The organism is Solwaraspora sp. WMMA2101, from assembly GCF_049179175.1.
Taxonomy (GTDB): domain Bacteria; phylum Actinomycetota; class Actinomycetes; order Mycobacteriales; family Micromonosporaceae; genus Micromonospora_E.
This window is the reverse complement of the sequence record NZ_JBMHMA010000006.1, coordinates 1,029,865-1,048,202: the sequence shown is the minus strand read 5'-3', so window position 1 is coordinate 1,048,202 and position 18,338 is coordinate 1,029,865. Positions and strand designations below refer to the sequence as shown.

Here is an 18,338-nt window from a genome sequence, read left to right as displayed (position 1 = left end):
CGGTTGATTATCCGTCCCGGCGCTGGCCGTCGGGCAGTGGTGCCGACGTCGGCTGCCGGCCACCGTCACGGCGCTCGACCTGGCACAATCGGCAAGCGCTTTCCTAATGGGGGAAAGGCGTACGGAAGGAGCAGGATGACCGACAACCTGGTCCTGCGCGTGGCGGGACGCCCCGTCGCCGAGTACGTGGTCCACCCCGACGTCGACCCCCGGTACTCGCCCCGGCCGTACCTGCACCCCGTGCGTACGCTCGCCGGGGTGCCGGTGACCGACACCCTGCCGGAGGACCACCGCTGGCACCTCGGCGTCTCCGTCACCATGCAGGACGTCTCCGGGACCAACCTCTGGGGCGGGCGGACCTACGTCCGCGACACCGGCTACACCTGGCGCGACGACCACGGTCGGATCGTCCACGACAGCTGGCTCGACCGCGCCCCGGACGGGTTCCGGCAGCGGCTACGGTGGTGCGATCCGGCGGGCGCCACCCTGCTGACCGAGGAGCGTGCGGTGACCGTCGGCGAGGTCGCCGGGGACACCACCGCCTGGCGCTTCGAGATCGGGTACTCCTTGACCGCCCCCGCCGACCGGGAGATCATCCTCGGCAGCCCGGCGACCAACGGACGCCCCGGCGGAGCCGGGTACGGCGGCTTCTTCTGGCGGCTGGCCCCCGGCACACCCACCGTGTTCACCGTCGACGCCGACGGAGAGGAGACGGTCAACGGCAGCACCGCGCCGTGGGTCGCGCTGACCGGTCAGGGCGCCGATGGGTCGCCGTACACCGTGATCTTCACCGGCCTCGGCGACGGCGACCACTGGTTCGTGCGTGCCGGCGGCTACCCAGGGGTCTGCGCGGCGTTGGCGTTCGACACCCCGGTGCCGGTGCCGGCCGGCGGACAGCTCGCCCGACGGCACCGGGTGTACGTGGTCGACGGGACCCTGCGGCGCCCGGACGTCGTCACGCTGCTCGCCGACGCTGATTGAACCGCTTCGATAGACGCGATGGTCAGGCCAGTTCGTTCGGTGTGCATCCGATCTCCCGGGCGACCGCCAACCGGATCCACTCGGTGAGCTGTCGCCGGGAGACGACCCGGTCGTGCATCGTCGCCTGCACCGCGAGTCCGTCGATCAGCGCGTTGATCCGCCACGCCGCGCCCTTGGGATCCGGGCAGGTGAAGGTGCCGTCGGCGCATCCGGTGGCGATCACCCCGGTCAGCGCCTCCTTCCACCGCAGGTCGAGATTGCGGCACACCCGGTTCAACGCGGGGGTACGCATCGATTCCGACCAGCCGTCGATCCAGAGTGCCCACGACTTGGTGCGGCCGGTCGGCGCGTACAACCGAATGATCTTCTTGATCTTTTCCAGTGGCCCGGCTGTCGACCGCACGACGGCGTCGAGCCTGGCCAGGTCCTGTTCGGCGGCGTACGCGAACGCCTCGGCGAGCAGCCTGTCCTTGGTCGAGAAATGGTAGAACACCAGCGCCTGACTGACTCCCGCCGCTTCGGCGACATCAGCGGTACGGGTGTTCGCCAGCCCGCGTTGCACGATCACCTCGCAGGCGGTCCGCAGCAGCGAGTCAAGGCGTATCTCGGCCGAACGTCTTGTCACGGCGAACACGGTAACGCACTATCATCGATACGATGAGTTACCAGTCAATTTCCTGACTCACGTCGGGGCGGAGATCGGCTAACCCGAACCCGCCTCGCATGACGGGTTCCGGCGGGAGCCCGTCCGTGCCGCGATGGGAGGTTTGTCCAGCGCATCGGCGTCGGGCGCGCCGAGGTGACCCCGAGTTGGCAACGGCGCGACGGCTCGGCTAGAGTTCTCATTCGTCGGCAGGAGCGCCCCGGCGGGGCGGGAAAGCCGAGCATATGCGGACGTAGCGCAGTTGGTAGCGCATCACCTTGCCAAGGTGAGGGTCGCGGGTTCGAGTCCCGTCGTCCGCTCGGAGATGCCACCACGACACGTCGGGGGCAACCTCGGTGGAGTGGCCGAGAGGCGAGGCAACGGCCTGCAAAGCCGTGTACACGGGTTCAAATCCCGTCTCCACCTCGTCAACAACGAGGGCGATTGGCGCAGTGGGAGCGCGCTTCCTTGACACGGAAGAGGTCACTGGTTCAAACCCAGTATCGCCCACCAGCTGTACGAGCACGTCACGAGGCCCGTTGCCGGACATCCGGTAACGGGCCTGCTGCTGTCGCGGCTCTTACCGGGGGAGCGGGGCCGCTCCCTGGGGGTGACAGCTTCCGTTCACCGGTTGTCCTGCTCCACGGTGAGCACTTCCTAGTGGGAAGTGTTGTCACCCCCAGGGGCGGGGTGTGCGCTCCCATCGTGCCTGCAGTCTGTCGGCGAGGCGTTGCTCGACGATGGGGCTTACGTGGCTGTAGACGCCCCGGATCCCGGGTAGGCGGTGGCCGTCGCTGGGTCTGTAAGAACAACGGTGTAACTCCTGACAAGCAAGGAGACACCTCTGATGACGGTCATCACGGACACAGCGGATACTTCCGCAGTGCCTGAGAACGAGACGACGAAGCGGTCCCGGAAGCCGGCCACGGCGGCGAGTATGGACCCGGCCCTGGTCAACCAACTGGTCGCCCAGGCCCGTGAGCAGGGCCTGCAACTGTCCGGTGAGGGCGGGCTGCTGCAGCAGCTGACGAAGATCGTGTTGGAGTCCGCCCTGGAAGGCGAGATCACCGACCATCTCGGCTACGACCGGCACGACCCGGCGGGCGACGGTAGCGGGAACTCCCGCAACGGGACCCGGACGAAGACCGTGCTGACCGATGTCGGACCGGTGCAGGTCAGCGTGCCCCGGGACCGGGCGGGTTCGTTCGAGCCGACGATCGTGCGTAAGCGCCAACGCCGCCTGTCCGGTGTGGAGGACCTGGTGCTGTCGCTGTCGGCGAAGGGCCTGACCACCGGTGAGATCAGCGCCCACCTCGCCGAGGTGTACGGGGCGGAGGTGTCCCGCCAGACGATCTCCACGATCACCGACAAGGTCCTCGACGGGATGGCCGAGTGGCAGAACCGGCCGCTCGATCCCGTCTATCCGGTGATCTTCCTGGACGCGATCCACGTCAAGATCAGGGACGGTAAGGTCGCGAACCGGCCGATCTACGTCGCGCTCGCGGTGACCGTCGACGGCCACCGGGACATCCTCGGGCTGTGGGCCGGTGACGGCGGTGAGGGCGCCAAGTTCTGGCTCCAGGTACTCACCGAGCTGCGTAACCGTGGTGTCGAGGACGTGTGCATGGTGGTGTGTGACGGGTTGAAGGGTCTGCCCGAGGCGATCGGGCAGACCTGGCCCCTGGCGGTGACCCAGACGTGTGTCGTGCACCTGCTGCGGGCGTCGTTCCGGTACGCGGCCCGTCAGCACTGGGACGCGATCGCGAAGGCGTTGCGGCCGGTCTACACCGCAGCGACCGAGCAGGCCGCGCAGCAGCGGTTCCTGGAGTTCGCCGAGGTGTGGGGCGACCGGTACCCGGCGATCGTCAGGCTGTGGACCAACTCGTGGGCGGAGTTCGCGCCGTTCCTGGCCTTCGACGCCGAGATCCGCACGATCGTGTGTTCCACCAACGCAATCGAGAGCGTCAACGCCCGCATCCGCAAGGCGGTCCGCGCCCGTGGCCACTTCCCGAACGAACAGGCCGCGCTCAAGTGCGTGTACCTGGCGGTGATGTCCCTGGACCCCACAGGCACCGGACGCAAACGCTGGGCCATCCGCTGGAAGGCCGCCCTGAACGCCTTCGAGATCGCCTTCGACGGCCGACTCCGTACCGGACGCAAGTAGCTATTTCACCTCAGTTACACCGAAAACTTGACAGAGCCGCACGTTTTGGACCTCCGAGCTTGATCGTCTTCCTTCAACGCCAAAACTTCCATCGGTCGAGGACCCCGAGGGGGAACATCCCCTGGGCGTTGGGGGAGCGGTGTCGCGAGCGCTTCCGGAGTGTGGAAGCGTTAGTTTCTTGAACCTGGCGTTCAGGAGGAGGGCCGACGCGGCTCGACGGGTGGCGGACCGAGCGTGCAGGAGTTCCTGGCCTGCAGTGCGTGGCCGGCGTCGCGGTGGTCGAATCTCGTACCGTTGATCCTGCCCGGGGTGCTGTTCCTGCAGCCGCCTCAGCGACTATTCCGCGACTGTGATCTGAAGAAACGAGACGAGTAGGCCAGCCCAGCGGCCGCAGCCGGCAGCACGGTGGACGCCTTGGCCGGTCCGCTTGCGAAGGGGCTGCTGGCGATTGTCGGGTCCTCGGCGTGAACTCGGCGGCGAGCGTGCGCACGGTGGGGCTGGACCAGGCGACTCGCTCTGGCACTCGAGCAAGCCTGGATCTGACTCAGCCGAATCACGCCTTTGAGGGCGCATCAACGAATTTCGAACTCCTCGCCGGTCGAGGTGTCTGCGCAGGCAGGCGAAGGCATGGCAGGCTTAAGCCATGGACGAGGAGGTCCCTTCCTACGAGGTTTTCCTGTGCTACTCATGGGCCGACGGCGACGCTGCCGACGCCATGTACGGCGCGATGACCGCCGCAGGCCTGTCGGTCTTCCAGGACAAGGTCGAAGGCGAACTCTACGCCCCGTTGGGTGACTCGATCACGAGCGCGCTTAGGCGTTCGCGGACGCTCGTTGCGCTGATGTCTCCGCGCCTGCAGGACAGTCCACACTGCCGAGAGGAGCTGCACCTGGCATTGTCGGCGGCCGCCAGACTAGGCGACACGTCGCGGGTGATGGCGGTTGTTCTTGACATGTCCCCGGAAGAGGTACGACCGCGGGAGCTCACGCGGTTCCGGCTGCCACGTACGGCAACACCGGACGCGAACCTCGCCGCCGAGATCACCGCCGTTGTGAAGAGACACACAGGAGTGTTTGGCGATGCACCCCTACGGCCTAATCCGCCGTGGTACCCCCGGGAACACGTCGGCAACACCCGGTTCCAGGGCCGTTGGGACGAGCTGTGGGAGATCCGCCATGGCATGCGCGCTCGGTCCCGGAACGCGGATCGGGGCAAACCGGTAGTTGTCGTAACAGGGCCCGGTGGGCTCGGGAAGACCGCACTGACTGTGCAGTATGCCCGCTGGTTCGCACAGGAGCATCCGGGCGGGGTGTTCCTGTTCGAGCTCGGTGGTAGTGGTGCCAACTCCAACAGTGACGCTGCGATCCGGATGGCGTTCCGGCGTCAGCTCGCAGACGTGGCGGAGTGCATGGGTGTGAGTGGCCCGGAGGCGGTGGCACCGACACTCGTCGCCAGCGGCCTGCCGTATTTGTGGCTGTTGGACGACCTTCCGGCTACCGTTTGTCCGGAACTCGTTGACGAGTTGTGTGCGCCAACCGCCTTCGGCTACACACTGATCACTACCCGGGGACGCATCGACCGGCCCGCGTCGGCGACGATTTCTCTTGAACGGCTGAGTCCATTGATGGGTCGCCGGGTGCTGATCAGCCGGCGGCGAGTGAGCCCCGGCGAGCAGCAGGCCGTCCGAGACATCGTGAACCTGCTTGGCGGGCACCCGCTCGGGCTTACGCTGGCGTCCGGACTGAGCACGCTGCCCGACTTCGCTGGGTATCCGGCGCTTTTCGCTGAGCTGGCGTCTGCTGAACCGGACCGGCTTGAGTCCGTCGCTGGTGGGCTGGTGGGTGAGCTGCCCGTTGGGTGTGTGAGACCGTTCGCGGTGGCATTGCTTCGCAGCTTCGCAGCCTTACCCGGTGCGACGCGGGCAGCGCTGACGGCACTGAGCGTCCTGAGTCCGACATTCGTCAGCGACGACCTGCTCGCCGCAATGGCAGGCGAAAGCGCGCCTGCGGCTCTCGACGTCGCGACAGATCGGGGCTTGGTCGTGCGGAGCGTGGGTGGTTGTACCATGCACGCCTTGACGGCGCGAGCGATTCGGGTCCAGACATTCCCTGCCGGCGTGCGGGCGCGCTACCGCGAGTCGGCGCTTCGCGCCCTTACATCGGCCGTTGAGGCTACCCGGACGTCGTACCGACACGCTAAGATAGCCCACCACCTGCCGCACGTCCGCGCTGTGACCGGCCTGCTACGGGGCGGCGACGCTTGGGCGATCGGTCCGGACGAGCGATATCTGCTCCATGAGACCGGCCGCACCGAGATCGAGGCCGGACATAGCGGGGACGCGCTCGGCCTGCTCCAGACGCTGTATGATGCGTGCCGCACGGCTCCCGGAGCCGACGCGGAGACCGTGTACGCAGTGGCCACCGCGCTCGCCGCAGCCCATCAGGAGCAGGGAAATTGGTCGGTCGCGCTCGGCCTGCTGGAAAAGGCGGTCGCGGCACTGACCCGGGAGATCGGGGCCGATCACCCGGACGCTGTCACGGTCCGGCACAACCTCGGGCTGGCGCACCTGGCTGCGGGCCGGCCCAACCGGGCGTATGGATTCGTCCGGGAGGCATACGAGGCACGCCGCGACCACCCGGATCTCGGTCCGCTTCACCGCGAGACTTTGCTGGCCCTGAACAGCCTGGCATTGGTTCGCGGGCATCTCGGTAGCACGGCCGCTGAGCGGAGGCGGAGCCAGCAGGCCGCCCACCGGCTCTGGCTCGGTGCTCGGGCGCGGTGGAGGCGTGTTGCAGGCCCGGACGACCAGTACGCTCTCGACGTCCTTAACGGACTCGCCCTCAGCTGCCGCGCGATCGGTTGCCTTGATGAGGCCGTGGCGATCCTCGACGACCTGCGTGAGCGCCGGGCGCACCTGCTCGGATCTGAGCACCCAGACACCTTGAGCACCGCCGAGAACGCGTTGATCGTCCGGTCCGAGCTCGGGGAGGAGACGGCGGACGGTCTCTGGAAGGTCCTGCTAGGCCGGTTACGCGGTCAGGGGCCGGGCCATCCTCGAACCGGTGTGACGATGGCCAACCTGATCAGGGCTGAGTATGGCTCGGCGGGACACCGGGCGACGTTGGGGAACCGGGCAGTGCTCGGGAGTCGCCCCGAACCGGTGGCAGAGGCACCGGGCGTCGTACGGCTGGATGGCGACCACACCGATACCGAGATCGACCTGCAGCAGCTGGCCATCTACTGGCAGCAGGACTGCACAGACCGCTTCGGTTCCGACGACCCGCGCAGCTTGATGGCGACGTGTCTTCTCGCCTATTCGCTGGCTGGTGCGAATCACGTGGATGGGCAGGTCGGTTTGGCGCTGGAGGAGCTGGAGGAGAGCTGGCCAGCCATCGCCGACGCCGCAGAGACAGGCGAGCTGAGTTCGGACGATCTGGAGATCGCGACGATCCTACGCGACTGGGTCCGGCAGTCGGCCGGTGATCAGGAGGCTTGACTGTCAAAGGCATCGAGGTCGGCCTCGATGTCGTTCGCCTTTGGAGAGTTCAGCGAGACGAGGATGGCGTGTGCGTCCGTCCAGCACGCGCGGGCCAGGTTTCGGTCGCCGGCCGCCGCCGCCACCGTGCCGAGCCCGCGCCGGGCTAGGGCCTCCTCGAAGCGACTCCCGCACGCCCGAGCACACCCGGCAGCGGCCTGGTAGGCGCGCTCCGCGTCCGGGAATCGGAGAGCTAGGACCAGCGCGTGCCCCAGCGCGTTCAACGTGCGGGCGAGGTCCATCTCCATGCCGAGCTCAGTGCATAGGCCGACTGCCTCGCGGAGATGACTCTCGGCGCTGGCAAGGTCTCCCGCCTCGGTTTCGACGAGGGCAATCGAGCGCAGCGTAATTGCGACGTACCGCCGTGCGCCGAAACTCTCCTCTGCGGCACCACGGTAGAACACGAGCGCGCGTTTGTTCAGCGCGAGTGCGCGATCCAGGTCGCCGCGTCGTCGGTGCACGACGGCTTGGCTGGCCACCGCGTTGCTTATTCCGTGTAGGTCGCCGGCCGCCGCGAACAGCGCCTCCGCGATCTCGTACTGCTCCAAGGCCCGATCGTCGTCGCCGTGTTCATGCCAGGCCAGCCCAAGATTGTTGCGGGTCATCGCCTGGCCCCGACGATCTCCGGCCCGCACCACGGCGCTCAGCGCAGCCCTGTGGCTTAGTAGCCACTCCTCGGTCCTTTTGCTGAGGAAGTAGAAGCTCTTCAACTGAAACGCGAGCTGCCACCGCAAATGATCGGTTGCTTCATCGGCGGTCAGGCATAGCGCCACCATAGTGCTGCTCTCTGCCTCGAACCAGCGCAGTGCTCCGGCATAGTCGGCGAAGGGCGCGGCAACCGAGGGACCGACCGGCAGAGTGAGCTGGAAACGGTGCGGCGCTATCCATCGGTCGGCCTGCTGGGAAGCGTGCAGGTAGTAGCCGAACAGCCGGAGTCGGGCCTCGACATCCGGTTCGGCGGAGGCAAGCTCGACCGCGTAGTCCTTGATCAGGTCATGCATGGCGAATCGGCCGTCGGGTTCCCGGTGCACGAGGTGCGCTCGGACGAGGGCTCGAAGCCTCGCGGCGCTCTGAGTGGTCCGGGCACCTGTCAGGGCAGCGACCGTCGCGTTATCGAAGGCCCGTCCTGGGAACCGTCCGAGCGAACGGAACGTCTCCTGAACGGCGGCCGGCAACTGACGGAACGACCACGAGATGACCGTACGTAGGTCGGTGCGGGGATCGTCGGTGCTCAGACGTCCGAGCCGATCCTGTCCCTCCAACTCGACTATGAGGGCGGTGACCTCGCCAGGCGACGCGGTCGGGATCGATGTGGCAACGACGCGCAAGGCCAGCGGAAGGTGGCCGCAAAGCCGCGCGATCCTGGCCGCCTCGTTGGGCACGATCCAGCCGGCGATCTCACGAAGCAGCCCGACCGAATCGCCGGGCGCCAGCGGGGCGAGCGTGACGACATGGCCGCCGTGGTGGACCCGAAGCCCGTCCAATGCGTGGCGACTGGTCACGATGACTCGACATGGCGGTGAACCGGGTAACAGCGGGCGGACCTGCTCTTCGGAGCCTGCGTTGTCCAGCACCATCAGCATACGCCGACCTGCGACGGAACTGCGAAGCGCGGCCGTCTGGCTTGTCTGATCGGCGGGCAGAGCGGCAGGGTCGAGGCCGACTGCCCGCAGCCAGCCGGGAAGGATTTCTGCCGCCGTCAGCTCCCGGCCGGGCCCCCAGCCCTGCAGGTCGACGTAAAGGATACCGTCCGGAAACCGGTCGGCCATCCGGTTCGCCCAATCCACTGCCAGGGCGGTCTTACCGACGCCAGGCGGCCCGGCGATCACTACGATCGGCGTCGATTGGGCACCACTTAGGTCGAGCAACTCGCCGATGAGTCTTGACTCGGCCTCTCGTGCGACGAATGGACGGGTTCCCGGCGGCAGGTGATGGGGAGCAGACCGAAAGGCGGGGCGTCCACGCTCCGCGCGTACCCGCTGATAAAGGTCCTCCCAATCAGAGACGCCGGTCAGCCGGGAAGGAATTGTCTCGAGGAGTGCGCGCATTGCCGGCCAGGTCTGCTCGCCCGGCACGGAGCGGCCCGTCTTGGTGTCGTACCAGGTGGACTTGGTGACGCCGCTGCTGGCCTCCGCCGTCCGATCGCCGCCGAGTTGGGTCACCGCCTTCTGCACCCCGGACCGGAAATGTTCCGATGCCGATGGTCGCATGTCGAGCACCTCCTGCCGATCACCGTCCAGGCCGGACAATCTGCACCGGACAACAGGACCCACAACGCCCTGGTCAAGTGGTCTGTCGACCCCCGTCCGGCCCCGGACGGGGGTCGCCGGACCGTGTTGGAGTCGAGACTCTGAGTCTATGTCTACCGTCGCATGGAAACCCAGGGCCCGGCCGCATGGACTGATCACGGCACTGCTGAACTGCCCGATCATCCCGACCGACGTGGGACCCGGCGGCCAGCGCCGTGACGAACACGACGCCTCCAACTGCGGGCCGCCCCCGCTGAGGATGCCCGTCGGCTCCTCTGTCAACTCGTACCTCGTTAGCCGCTCCTGCGACTTGGAAGGACATCTCTGATGCGCAGCATGTGGGCGGCGATCATTATGCTGGGTGCGCTGGTCGCCGGATGCCTCGTGGGGATTCTGTCGTGGCTGGGTGGGGCCAACCCGCCGAACGCGATTCTCGCAGCCGGCGCTTCCTTCTACAGCCTCACCTCATTCGGCTTCACCGTCTTCGAGTTTCTGACCCGCGACCCCGCCTCAGGGGAGTCGGCGTGAGGACAGGGCGTCCTTGCAAGGGGCGGTAATGGTCACGTCCGTGGCGACGCGCAGCCAGTCCGCTACCTGGTTCGGCACGGTGCTTGCGAAAGCATCTGCCCGTGTCATCGAATTTGCGAGCCCACCGTCCGAATCACTCGTGAAGCTGTTGAGGTGTACCAAGGATCTTGGACATGTCCTCCGAGTTGAGAGGATGGATCCATGTCCGAGCAACGTCGTCGATACAGTCCGCAGTTCAAGGCCGAGGCTGTGCAGATGGTCGTCGAGACCGGTAGACCGATCGCCGCGGTGGCCCGTGATCTGGAGGTCCACGAAGCCACCCTGGGCAACTGGGTCAACACCTGGCGCCGTGAACACGCCACGCCCGTACCGCCGCACACCGACCGGACCGAGGACACCCGTGTGAAGGAGATGGAAGACGAGATCCGCCGCCTGCGGATGGAGAACGAGTTCCTGAAAAAAGCCGCGGCCTTCTTCGCCCGGACGCACCCGTAGCCCTGCGGTGCGCGGTGATCGACGCGGAGAAGGCCACCTACCCGATCGCCTGGATGTGCCGCCTGCTGGGCGTGCCCCGCTCCACCTACTACGCCTGGCGGGAACGCGCCGAGACGGTCACCGCCGCCCGACGTCGGACCCTCGCCGACCACGTGCGGCGGGTCTTCGACGCCTCCCGGGGCACCTACGGCTGCCGGCGGGTGACCGCCGCGCTCAACCGCAAGGGTGTCGCGTGCAGCGTCGGGCTCGTCGCCGACCTGATGCGCGAGCTCGGCCTGCGGGCCTGTCAACCCAGGGCGTACAAGCGGACCACGGTGCCCGGCCGGGACCCGGTCACCGCGAAGGATCTGATCGACAGGGACTTCACCGCCGACACCCCGGGCACCCGCCTGGTCGGCGACATCACCTACCTGAGGACGGGTGAGGGCTGGCTGTACCTGGCCACCGTCATCGACCTGGCCACCCGGATGGTCGTGGGCTGGCAGACCGCCGAGCACATGCGCACGAGCCTGGTGGTCGACGCCCTGGCCATGGCCATCCGACACGGCCACGTCCGCCCGGATGCGGTGTTCCATTCCGACCGGGGCGCGCAGTACACCTCGGCCAGGTTCGCCCGCCACTGCGCCGACAACCAGGTGCGGGTGAGCGTGGGACGTACCGGTGTCTGCTGGGACAACGCCGCCGCCGAATCGTTCTTCGCCACCATGAAGAACGAGATGTACCACCGGGAACGCTTCGACACCCGTGCCCGCGCCCGGTTCGCCGTCGCCGAGTACATCGAGGTGTTCTACAACAGACAACGGCTGCACTCCAGCCTTGACTACCGCACCCCGGCCGAAGCCCTCACCGGCTACCAGGCCCTGATAGCCGCCTGACCAGCAAACCTACGAAGACCTGTCCAAGATCCTTGACACAGCCCACAGTCTGCGCCGCCGCAGAGATCGTCAGGGGCGTGATCCGCTGGATGGCCCTGACCCCAGAAACGGGCGGCACCGCGTTTGTCAGTCTTCCATTGCCGCGACGAGCCGCCGTAGGCCGGCGCGTTCCCGGCGGTTCTCGTGGGTGATCCACTCCTTGCCTTCGGCGGCGATGCCTTCCAGCACATGCAGGGTGCGCTCGAGGCCCGAGGCGTCAAGGGAGACCTGGGAGGCGATGCGGTCGTCGTCGCCGAGCTCCGGCATGCCTGGCCACTCGCCAGTGATCGTCAGCTCGTCCCGGGGATTGTTCGTCAGGGTCAGGGAGAGCTTCTTCTCGCCGTTGCGGGCATCGACGACGTGCGCCGCGACGACCGAGTTGTACTGGTATGTCAGGCGCTGCTGATCGCCGAACCCCGTGGTCTCGAAGTCGAGGGTGACCGTGACCTGGCGGACGCCGTCCTTGGTGAGCAGGAAGAGGAGAAGTTTGTATCGCGAGTAGCGCCATGGTCCTTTGCTGACTCGGGCCCGCTTGCACCCGGGCACAGGTGCCTCGATGAAGGCGTGCGCTATCACGTCCTGCGCGGCCAAGCGGTAGTGCCGCAGCGTGTCCTGGACCAGGACCTTGCGATCGCAGTCGAGCCAGTGCGCCATCTCCGCATCGGTCGGCTTCGATTCCAACTTGCGTACCCACCTGTCGTACGCCGCGCACCGGTCCTCATAGTCGTGCCGGACCCGGACCACGTCGTCACGGTAGCGGTGGCGCTCGAGCAGGATCGCATGCCAGCCCTGGATGGCGAGGCGAGCCCCGGCCACGACGCCGATCGTCGCGATCGCCGTCGTGAACGGTGCTTCGACGAGGGCCTGCCACAGGAGAAGTGGCCCGGCAATGACCAGGGCGAACACGGCGGCGACGAAGGCGGCCCACGTCGGGGATGGCACTCGCGAGTTGTCGGGATCTGTCGTGAGGTCACCGCTGAGCCACCGCCGCTTGACGTCGCTGGCGTGGAATCTCACTAGCCAGGCGACCCGCTTGGCGTCGACCGATTGATCCCGGTACAGCTCGACCAGCTCGTTGCGCAGGGACTGCCGGATGCCCGCCGTTTCCGCCAGCCACGTCTCCCGGGTCAGGCCCTGCGGCAGGTAACGTCCGAAGTAGCGGTCGAACAGGGAGTCCATCGCTGGGGCGAACCGATCGGACTGTGCGGGAACGCGCTGTGGTGTGAAGGTGAGTCGCCGGCGGGCCACCCGTCGTCGATGCTGAGCGAGTCTGATCGTGAATCTCGCCCGGACCGCCACGACGGCGGCTCCAAGAGCGACCATCAGGTAGCCGGCCGAGCGGGGCCACGAGTGCGCCAAAGCGTAGTTGATCACCAATAGGCCCGTGACGAGGAGCAGTGCCGAGCCGCCGGTGGCGCGCAGGAGGTCCGCCGCGCTGGTGCGGATCGGGGTCGGCGGAACCGGCCGAGGAGGTATCGGCTTGGGCTGGAAGAACTTCCAGACGCGCTGTGCCCGGTCCTTGGCCGTCCTGTCCCGCCGGGCGGCCGCGAACGTCTTCTGCCAGGTCCAGTCCTGGTGCGGGCCGGCCAGGAAGACCTCGAGATGGTTGAGGATTCTCTCCTGTAGAGACGGGTCGAGCGACTCGAACTCCTTGACCACAGCACCGATCGCGGCCGGGTCGGGAGTCTCCGCCGTGGTCTGCGGCAGCGAGTCCAGCAGCGAGCCGACGACATCGATGCCTCGGGCCCAGGGATCTTCGGAGCGTTGTGCCGCCCAACGGCGCACCTGTGCCAGCTGCTTGAGTTCCTGGTCCGTCAGGCTCTGCACGGTACGGCCGCTCAGCAGTGCGAGCGCCAGGTAGAAATAGGCGCGAGAGTTCGTGTAGCCCCGGGCGACCGCTTTCATGATCAGCTCCCTCGCCTCGGCCGGCGCGCTGATCCCCAGATAGCGGAGGCCGACCTCGAACTGCTGCTCAGGCGGGTCGTCCTCGGTGACGTGGTATCCGCCTTCGATGTGGACCCATTGGGCCTGGAACCCTACCCGTGCATCGCCGCTCGCGACATTGGTGAACGATGCTTCCTGCGGCCCGGCGCTCATGACAGGGCGCGCAGAGCTGCTATGAGCCCCGCGACCCGCGTGGCGAGGTCCGTCCAGTCCAGCAGCAGGCCGCGCAGCTTCCGCAGGGCGGTGGTCGCACGACTGCGTGCCTCGTCGTCGGTCGGTGGCACGTCTGCGGAGGCTGCATCGATCTCGTGCTCGGCAGCGCGGTACGTGACCGTGTCCACGTCACCCGCCTCATGATACTTACGGAGCGCGGCGCGCAAGTCTGCCAGCTGGTCGTGGAATGTCTCCCTGCCGGGCCCGCCCGGCGCGCCGCAGACGGTCGCGTGATGAACGGTATGTGCCTGAAATCCGACGTGGGCGTTGTCCTTGGCGACGTTTCTGACAGATCCGGACATCGACGCATCACCTGCTTCTTTCCGAGGATGGCGAGGGGAGGAGCCATACTGCGCCCCGAGCTCCTGAGCGAGCGCGAGGGCGAAGGCCGCGGCGTTGGCGGCGGCCCGCGGCTGCCAGTTCTCGCCGTCGGTGTGGACCTTGGTCCCGTCGGCACGGTCGCTGATACCGCGGACGACAACGGCCGGCAGAGAGCGGTTCAGGTGGGCGGCCTGGGCGACCCCGGCGGACTCCATCTCCACCGCCAACGCGTCGTTGTAATGATCACGAATGCGCGTCGCCTCGGGCGAGGACGCTGAATCGAGGACGACCTCTCCGGCGGCGATCGGGCCGAACCACACACGGGGCGCTCCTCCGGCGAGGCCCTGCGCCCAGCGCCGCTCCCGCTCAAGGTGCCGGGCGAGCTGATCACAGACATGGGGGATCTCCCACACACGAGGTCGGGTGCGGAACGCATCGCTCTCGCTGGTGCCGCCGTGATAGGCGTACACGTGGGTGGCCACGACGACGTCGCCGAGGCCGATAGAGGGCCAGAGCGCCCCGGCCACGCCGGCGAAGATGACCGCTTCCGGATCGAACTCGGTCATGGCGCGCTCGGCGATGACGGCAGAAGGGTGGTTACCCTTGCCGACAAGGCCGAGAATGATCTCACAGGAGCCTCCGGTCACCGTGCCACGTTCAAATCGCGTGCCCATCGGATGAACGTGCGGTTCGACTTTCGTGAGACGTTCGCGGACTGCGTTGTACTCGAGGTCCAGTGCGGTGAGCACGACCACAGGTCTGGTCATCTCTCATTTCCTCTGGGTGTGACGGCCGAAGCCGTGCGGATCATGGGTGGGTAGAGGTTCTGGCACGGACCAGCGCGGTAGACGCGGGCCGGGCGGCCGGTGCCTGTGGCGCGCGGCGGACCGGCGGGGACAACGAAGCCCTTCGTGCCCTGGACCTTGCGGTAGAAGTTGCGGGGGTCGAGCGGCGTGCCCCAGACGGCCTCGTAGACCTGCTGCAGCTCCGTGAGGGTGAAGACCTCGGGGCAGAAAGCGGTCGCGAGTCCCGTGTGCTCCAACTTGGAACGGGCACGCTCCACCCCGTCGACGACGATGCGTAGGTGGTCGAAGGCGAGCGGTACCCGCGCGGCGAGTACATCGTCGGCCGGCGTCCACTCGGCGGCTGCGGCGTCGGTTCCGGCGATGGGCTCGGGAAGGCGCGGCACGACGGCGAGGTGGGCGATGGAGACTACGCGTCCACGAGGGTCACGGTCGGGGTCGCCGTATGTACCGAGCTGCTCCAGGTGCGGGATGTCGGTGAGTCCTGCCTCCTCCTGTAGCTCCCGGCGGGCGGCGCCGAGGATGTCCTCGCGCTCATCGGCGAGGAATCCACCAGGTAGCGCCGCCTGCCCGGCGAACGGCTCGACGCCGCGCCGCACGAGAAGCAGGTGTAGACGGCCATCGCGCAGGGTGAGGATCACGAGATCGACAGTGAGCAGGATTCGGGGTGGTTCCCAAGTGTTGTCGGGCACCGCTCGACCATAGCTTTTTGTCGACATGACAAGAAGTCATCCGAGCTGTCGCGTCTCCGACACTCAAAGTAGCTGCTTGATCATCAGGTGGTGAGTCCGACGGCTGTCAACGCCGCCTCAATCGGCGCGTCGTCCACGTGGTAGCGGTATGAGTGCTCCGCGCAGGTGGGGGTGTTTGCGCTGGCCGGGGTGCAGTGATCCGGGTGGGCGGGGGAGCGTTGGGCAATGTCTGTCGGGGTGATCGGGAAGTCGCGGGTGTGGTGCTCCGGGCTGTCCTGCCTGGCGGGTTGGATCATGGGGTGCGGCGACCGGGCGTGAGCGGCGTCGAACGGATGTCAGCGGCGCTCAGGGGACTCGTCGTGACCTGCCCGAACCGCGTTTGAGCAGGTCACGGCCGGTGTCCGGGCAATGTTGACACGGAAGAGGTCACTGGTTCAAACCCAGTATCGCCCACCAGCTGTACGAGCACGTCACGTGGCCCGTTGCCGGAGATCCGGTAGCGGGCCTGCTGCTGTCACGGCCCTTCCCGGGGTGCCCCGAATGCCCGGGCCAAGATCGGAGACTTGTCTCCTCGGCATGGCCTGGGCCTGCTGGCAGTGCCGGTCAGGCCGCCGGGAATTTCCAGGTGCGGCCCAGCGACGTGATCAGTGACTGCTCGACCGGGAACGACTCGCCGAACGCGGTGCCCACTACGGCGGCAGTCCGCCGCTGCGTGACGTAGCGGGTGCCCTCCTCGTCAGTCCGGAATTCCTGAACCACCTCGCCGGTCCCAGTCCAGGTGATCTTCACGCTGGTCGTGCCCATGGTCTCCGGGGCATCCGTGCACGACTCCGGGCGTTCGCCCGCTTCGTCGACCGGTCCGTACGTGCACGTCCGCACGGTCTGCGAGTAGGTCACCACCCCGGCGGCCGAGGCGCCCTGCAGCGACATCCTGGCCCGTGACGGCGTCTGGTCGTACGCCTGCCGGAAAATCGTCTCGCAGGTCTCCAGGCCAGCGGATTCGGTGCAGGAGCGGGACCAGTATTCGACATCCAGTTGGGCCACCCCGTCGATGCGGCTGAGGTCGACGGTCAGGGTCCGGCTGGTGTTCGGATCGTCGAAGCCGACGTGCGCGCTCTCGAGGAGCGTCGGGGCGGGCGCGGCCGTCGCGGGTGTGGCGATGGCTGCCGCGAGGAGAGTGGCACCGATCGGCACGAGGACACGGCGGAGCGGGGTCATCTGATCGGACCGGGCCTACCTGCTGGTCGCCGCACCTGCATAGATCGGGAACCGTCGATTGACAGATTCTTGTCCGGTCGGGACACTTTCTGCAACGTAACCCTTCGTGCCTGGCGTCGGGTGGTCGTTGCGGGAGGGTCGGATGAGGATCGTCGCCCACGGTAGGCGCCTGCTCGTCGCGGCGATCGCCGTCGCCGTCACCGTCGCCGTCGGTGGCATCGCCACCTCGGCGTACGCCGCCACCGGGTGCCGGGTGACCTACACGGTCACCAGCCAGTGGCCGGGCGGATTCGGTGCCAACGTCGCCGTGACCAACCTCGGTGACCCGATCGGCGGTTGGCGGCTGACCTGGTCGTTCGCCGCCGGACAACAGGTCACCCAGCTCTGGAACGGCTCCGTGGGTCAGGCCGGCACGCAGGTCACCGTCGTCAACGCGGCGTGGAACGGCAGCCTAGCCACCGGAGCGGGCACGGCGATCGGTTTCAACGGATCGTGGAACAACGCCAGCAATCCGGCTCCGACCGATTTCGCGCTCAACGGCACGCCGTGCACGGGTAGCGTGACCCCGTCGGGTTCACCGTCCGCGCCGCAATCGCCGACGCCGAGCCCCACACCCACACCGAGCAGCACGCCGTCGCCGCCGACCTCGCCCACCCCGAGCACGTCGCCCGGTGGGACGGAGCCGACGATCGTGCCTGACCCTTCCTGGACGTGCGGCATGCCCACAGGCATCGTGTCCCCGACGCGGGGTCGGCTGGTGCTGACCGTGACGGCCCGACTTGGTGCCGTCCGTGAGGTGGGCACCACTCCGTACGGCCATCGCCGTCTGCTCGACGTGACGGGCGGATCGTTCATGGTGGAGCGGCTCAGCGGCACCGTGCTCACCGGCGGACTCGACCTGGAGCTCACCCTCACCAACGGGGCGCTGGAGGTCGAGCAGATCAACGTGCTGCGCGCCAGTGACGGCACCCTCATCTACCTGCGCAGCTGCGGTGCAGCCCCCGCCGGTGGCGCCCCGGTCCGGATCGTGCCCGACTTCGAGGCACCGAACTCCAGCCCGCACGCCTGGCTCAACTCCGGCACGTTCGTCGGCACCCGGACGGTCGACACCGCGACCAACACTGGAACCCTCGCCATCTACGACGTCGCCGGTGTCTCCCCGACCGCCCCGCAGGTCCAGCTCACGGACCCCGTCGGCCTGCCCCACCAGAGTTGGAACTGCGCGACGGGCAGTGGCACGCGGGGCGCCAGCGTGTTCACCGCCGCTGTCACGCTCGGTTCCACCCTCGCTGTCGGTGCCAGCAAACGCGGCACCCGCACGATCATTCCCATCACCGGTGGGACACTCAGCGGCCGGGTGACCGGGTCGATCCTCGCCGGCGGAGCGGACTACCAGCTCAGTGGTTCGGCTACGACCCTGGATGCCCGGTACACCTTGTCGACCAGTGACGGTGAGCTGATCCTGGTCCGAAACTGTGGGCAGTTCGGCCGGCTGGTGCCGACCTTCGAGACCCGGGCGGCCGGCCCGTACGCCTTCCTGAACGCCGACACCTGGCTGAGCTCCGATCCGGGCTTCGCACCGGGCGGGGTGAGCATCACCTTCTACGAACGCCGATAGTGGAGGCTGCCGGGGTGCGC

General features: G+C 67.6%; 12 protein-coding genes and 3 tRNA genes. 9 read left to right on the top strand and 6 right to left on the bottom strand.

The features are described 5' to 3' along the window. The first annotated feature begins 135 nt into the window (after nt 1-135). Complete coding sequence (locus ACN28F_RS05275; RefSeq protein WP_289206963.1) at nt 136-981, top strand: PmoA family protein; 846 nt, start codon at nt 136-138, stop codon at nt 979-981. A gap of 22 nt (nt 982-1,003) precedes the next feature. Here the strand turns inward: ACN28F_RS05275 and ACN28F_RS05270 are convergent, their stop codons facing one another. Next, nucleotides 1,004-1,606: a TetR/AcrR family transcriptional regulator gene (locus ACN28F_RS05270; protein ID WP_289206962.1), complete on the bottom strand. Its 603-nt coding sequence runs from the start codon at nt 1,604-1,606 to the stop codon at nt 1,004-1,006. A 265-nt stretch (nt 1,607-1,871) separates the two neighbouring features. Here ACN28F_RS05270 and ACN28F_RS05265 point away from each other — a divergent pair. From ACN28F_RS05265 to ACN28F_RS05245, 5 genes are all read left to right on the top strand, one after another. After that, a tRNA-Gly gene (locus ACN28F_RS05265) sits at nt 1,872-1,944 on the top strand. Between the two features lie 35 nt (nt 1,945-1,979). Next, nucleotides 1,980-2,050 (top strand) — tRNA-Cys (locus ACN28F_RS05260). A gap of 12 nt (nt 2,051-2,062) precedes the next feature. Next, nucleotides 2,063-2,137: transfer RNA gene (locus ACN28F_RS05255), tRNA-Val, on the top strand. A 424-nt stretch (nt 2,138-2,561) separates the two neighbouring features. Beyond that, nucleotides 2,562-3,788 (top strand): IS256 family transposase, encoded by a 1,227-nt coding sequence (locus ACN28F_RS05250; RefSeq protein WP_421361270.1) that lies wholly within the window; start codon nt 2,562-2,564, stop codon nt 3,786-3,788. 643 nt (nt 3,789-4,431) lie between these two features. Next, entirely contained in the window at nt 4,432-7,284 is a 2,853-nt protein-coding gene (locus ACN28F_RS05245) for a tetratricopeptide repeat protein (RefSeq protein ID WP_421357134.1), read from the top strand. Here ACN28F_RS05245 and ACN28F_RS05240 read toward each other — a convergent pair. Then, the gene (locus ACN28F_RS05240) at nt 7,272-9,572 is read right to left on the bottom strand and encodes an ATP-binding protein (RefSeq protein WP_421357133.1); all 2,301 of its coding nucleotides are present in this window, start codon (nt 9,570-9,572) and stop codon (nt 7,272-7,274) included. The genes ACN28F_RS05245 and ACN28F_RS05240 overlap by 13 nt on opposite strands. A gap of 327 nt (nt 9,573-9,899) precedes the next feature. On the opposite strand from ACN28F_RS05240, the gene ACN28F_RS05235 reads away from it, so the two are divergent. Both ACN28F_RS05235 and ACN28F_RS05230 read left to right on the top strand, forming a co-directional pair. After that, complete coding sequence (locus tag ACN28F_RS05235) at nt 9,900-10,100, top strand: hypothetical protein (protein WP_421357132.1); 201 nt, start codon at nt 9,900-9,902, stop codon at nt 10,098-10,100. Between the two features lie 201 nt (nt 10,101-10,301). Next, nucleotides 10,302-11,470 (top strand): IS3 family transposase gene (locus tag ACN28F_RS05230; protein WP_421357131.1). Its coding sequence is split into 2 segments (ribosomal slippage): nt 10,302-10,557 and nt 10,557-11,470, totalling 1,170 coding nucleotides; the frame shifts between segments, so codons are not numbered across the junction. Between the two features lie 126 nt (nt 11,471-11,596). Here the strand turns inward: ACN28F_RS05230 and ACN28F_RS05225 are convergent. The 4 genes from ACN28F_RS05225 to ACN28F_RS05210 form a co-directional block, all read right to left on the bottom strand. After that, the gene (locus tag ACN28F_RS05225; RefSeq protein ID WP_421357130.1) at nt 11,597-13,606 is read right to left on the bottom strand and encodes a hypothetical protein; all 2,010 of its coding nucleotides are present in this window, start codon (nt 13,604-13,606) and stop codon (nt 11,597-11,599) included. After that, nucleotides 13,603-14,754, bottom strand: a complete 1,152-nt coding sequence (locus ACN28F_RS05220; RefSeq protein ID WP_421357129.1) for a purine phosphorylase — start codon at nt 14,752-14,754, stop codon at nt 13,603-13,605. The genes ACN28F_RS05225 and ACN28F_RS05220 overlap by 4 nt, the downstream gene beginning before the upstream one ends. Beyond that, nucleotides 14,751-15,509 carry an NUDIX hydrolase gene (locus ACN28F_RS05215; RefSeq protein ID WP_421357128.1) on the bottom strand — a complete coding sequence of 253 codons (759 nt, stop codon included), beginning with the start codon at nt 15,507-15,509 and terminating at the stop codon, nt 14,751-14,753. The genes ACN28F_RS05220 and ACN28F_RS05215 overlap by 4 nt, the downstream gene beginning before the upstream one ends. 576 nt (nt 15,510-16,085) lie before the next feature. Continuing rightward, nucleotides 16,086-16,676: a hypothetical protein gene (locus ACN28F_RS05210; RefSeq protein WP_421357127.1), complete on the bottom strand. Its 591-nt coding sequence runs from the start codon at nt 16,674-16,676 to the stop codon at nt 16,086-16,088. 166 nt (nt 16,677-16,842) lie between these two features. Between ACN28F_RS05210 and ACN28F_RS05205 the strand changes: the two genes are divergently transcribed. Beyond that, complete coding sequence (locus tag ACN28F_RS05205) at nt 16,843-18,318, top strand: DUF3237 family protein (RefSeq protein ID WP_421357126.1); 1,476 nt, start codon at nt 16,843-16,845, stop codon at nt 18,316-18,318. The last annotated feature ends 20 nt before the right edge of the window (nt 18,319-18,338 follow it).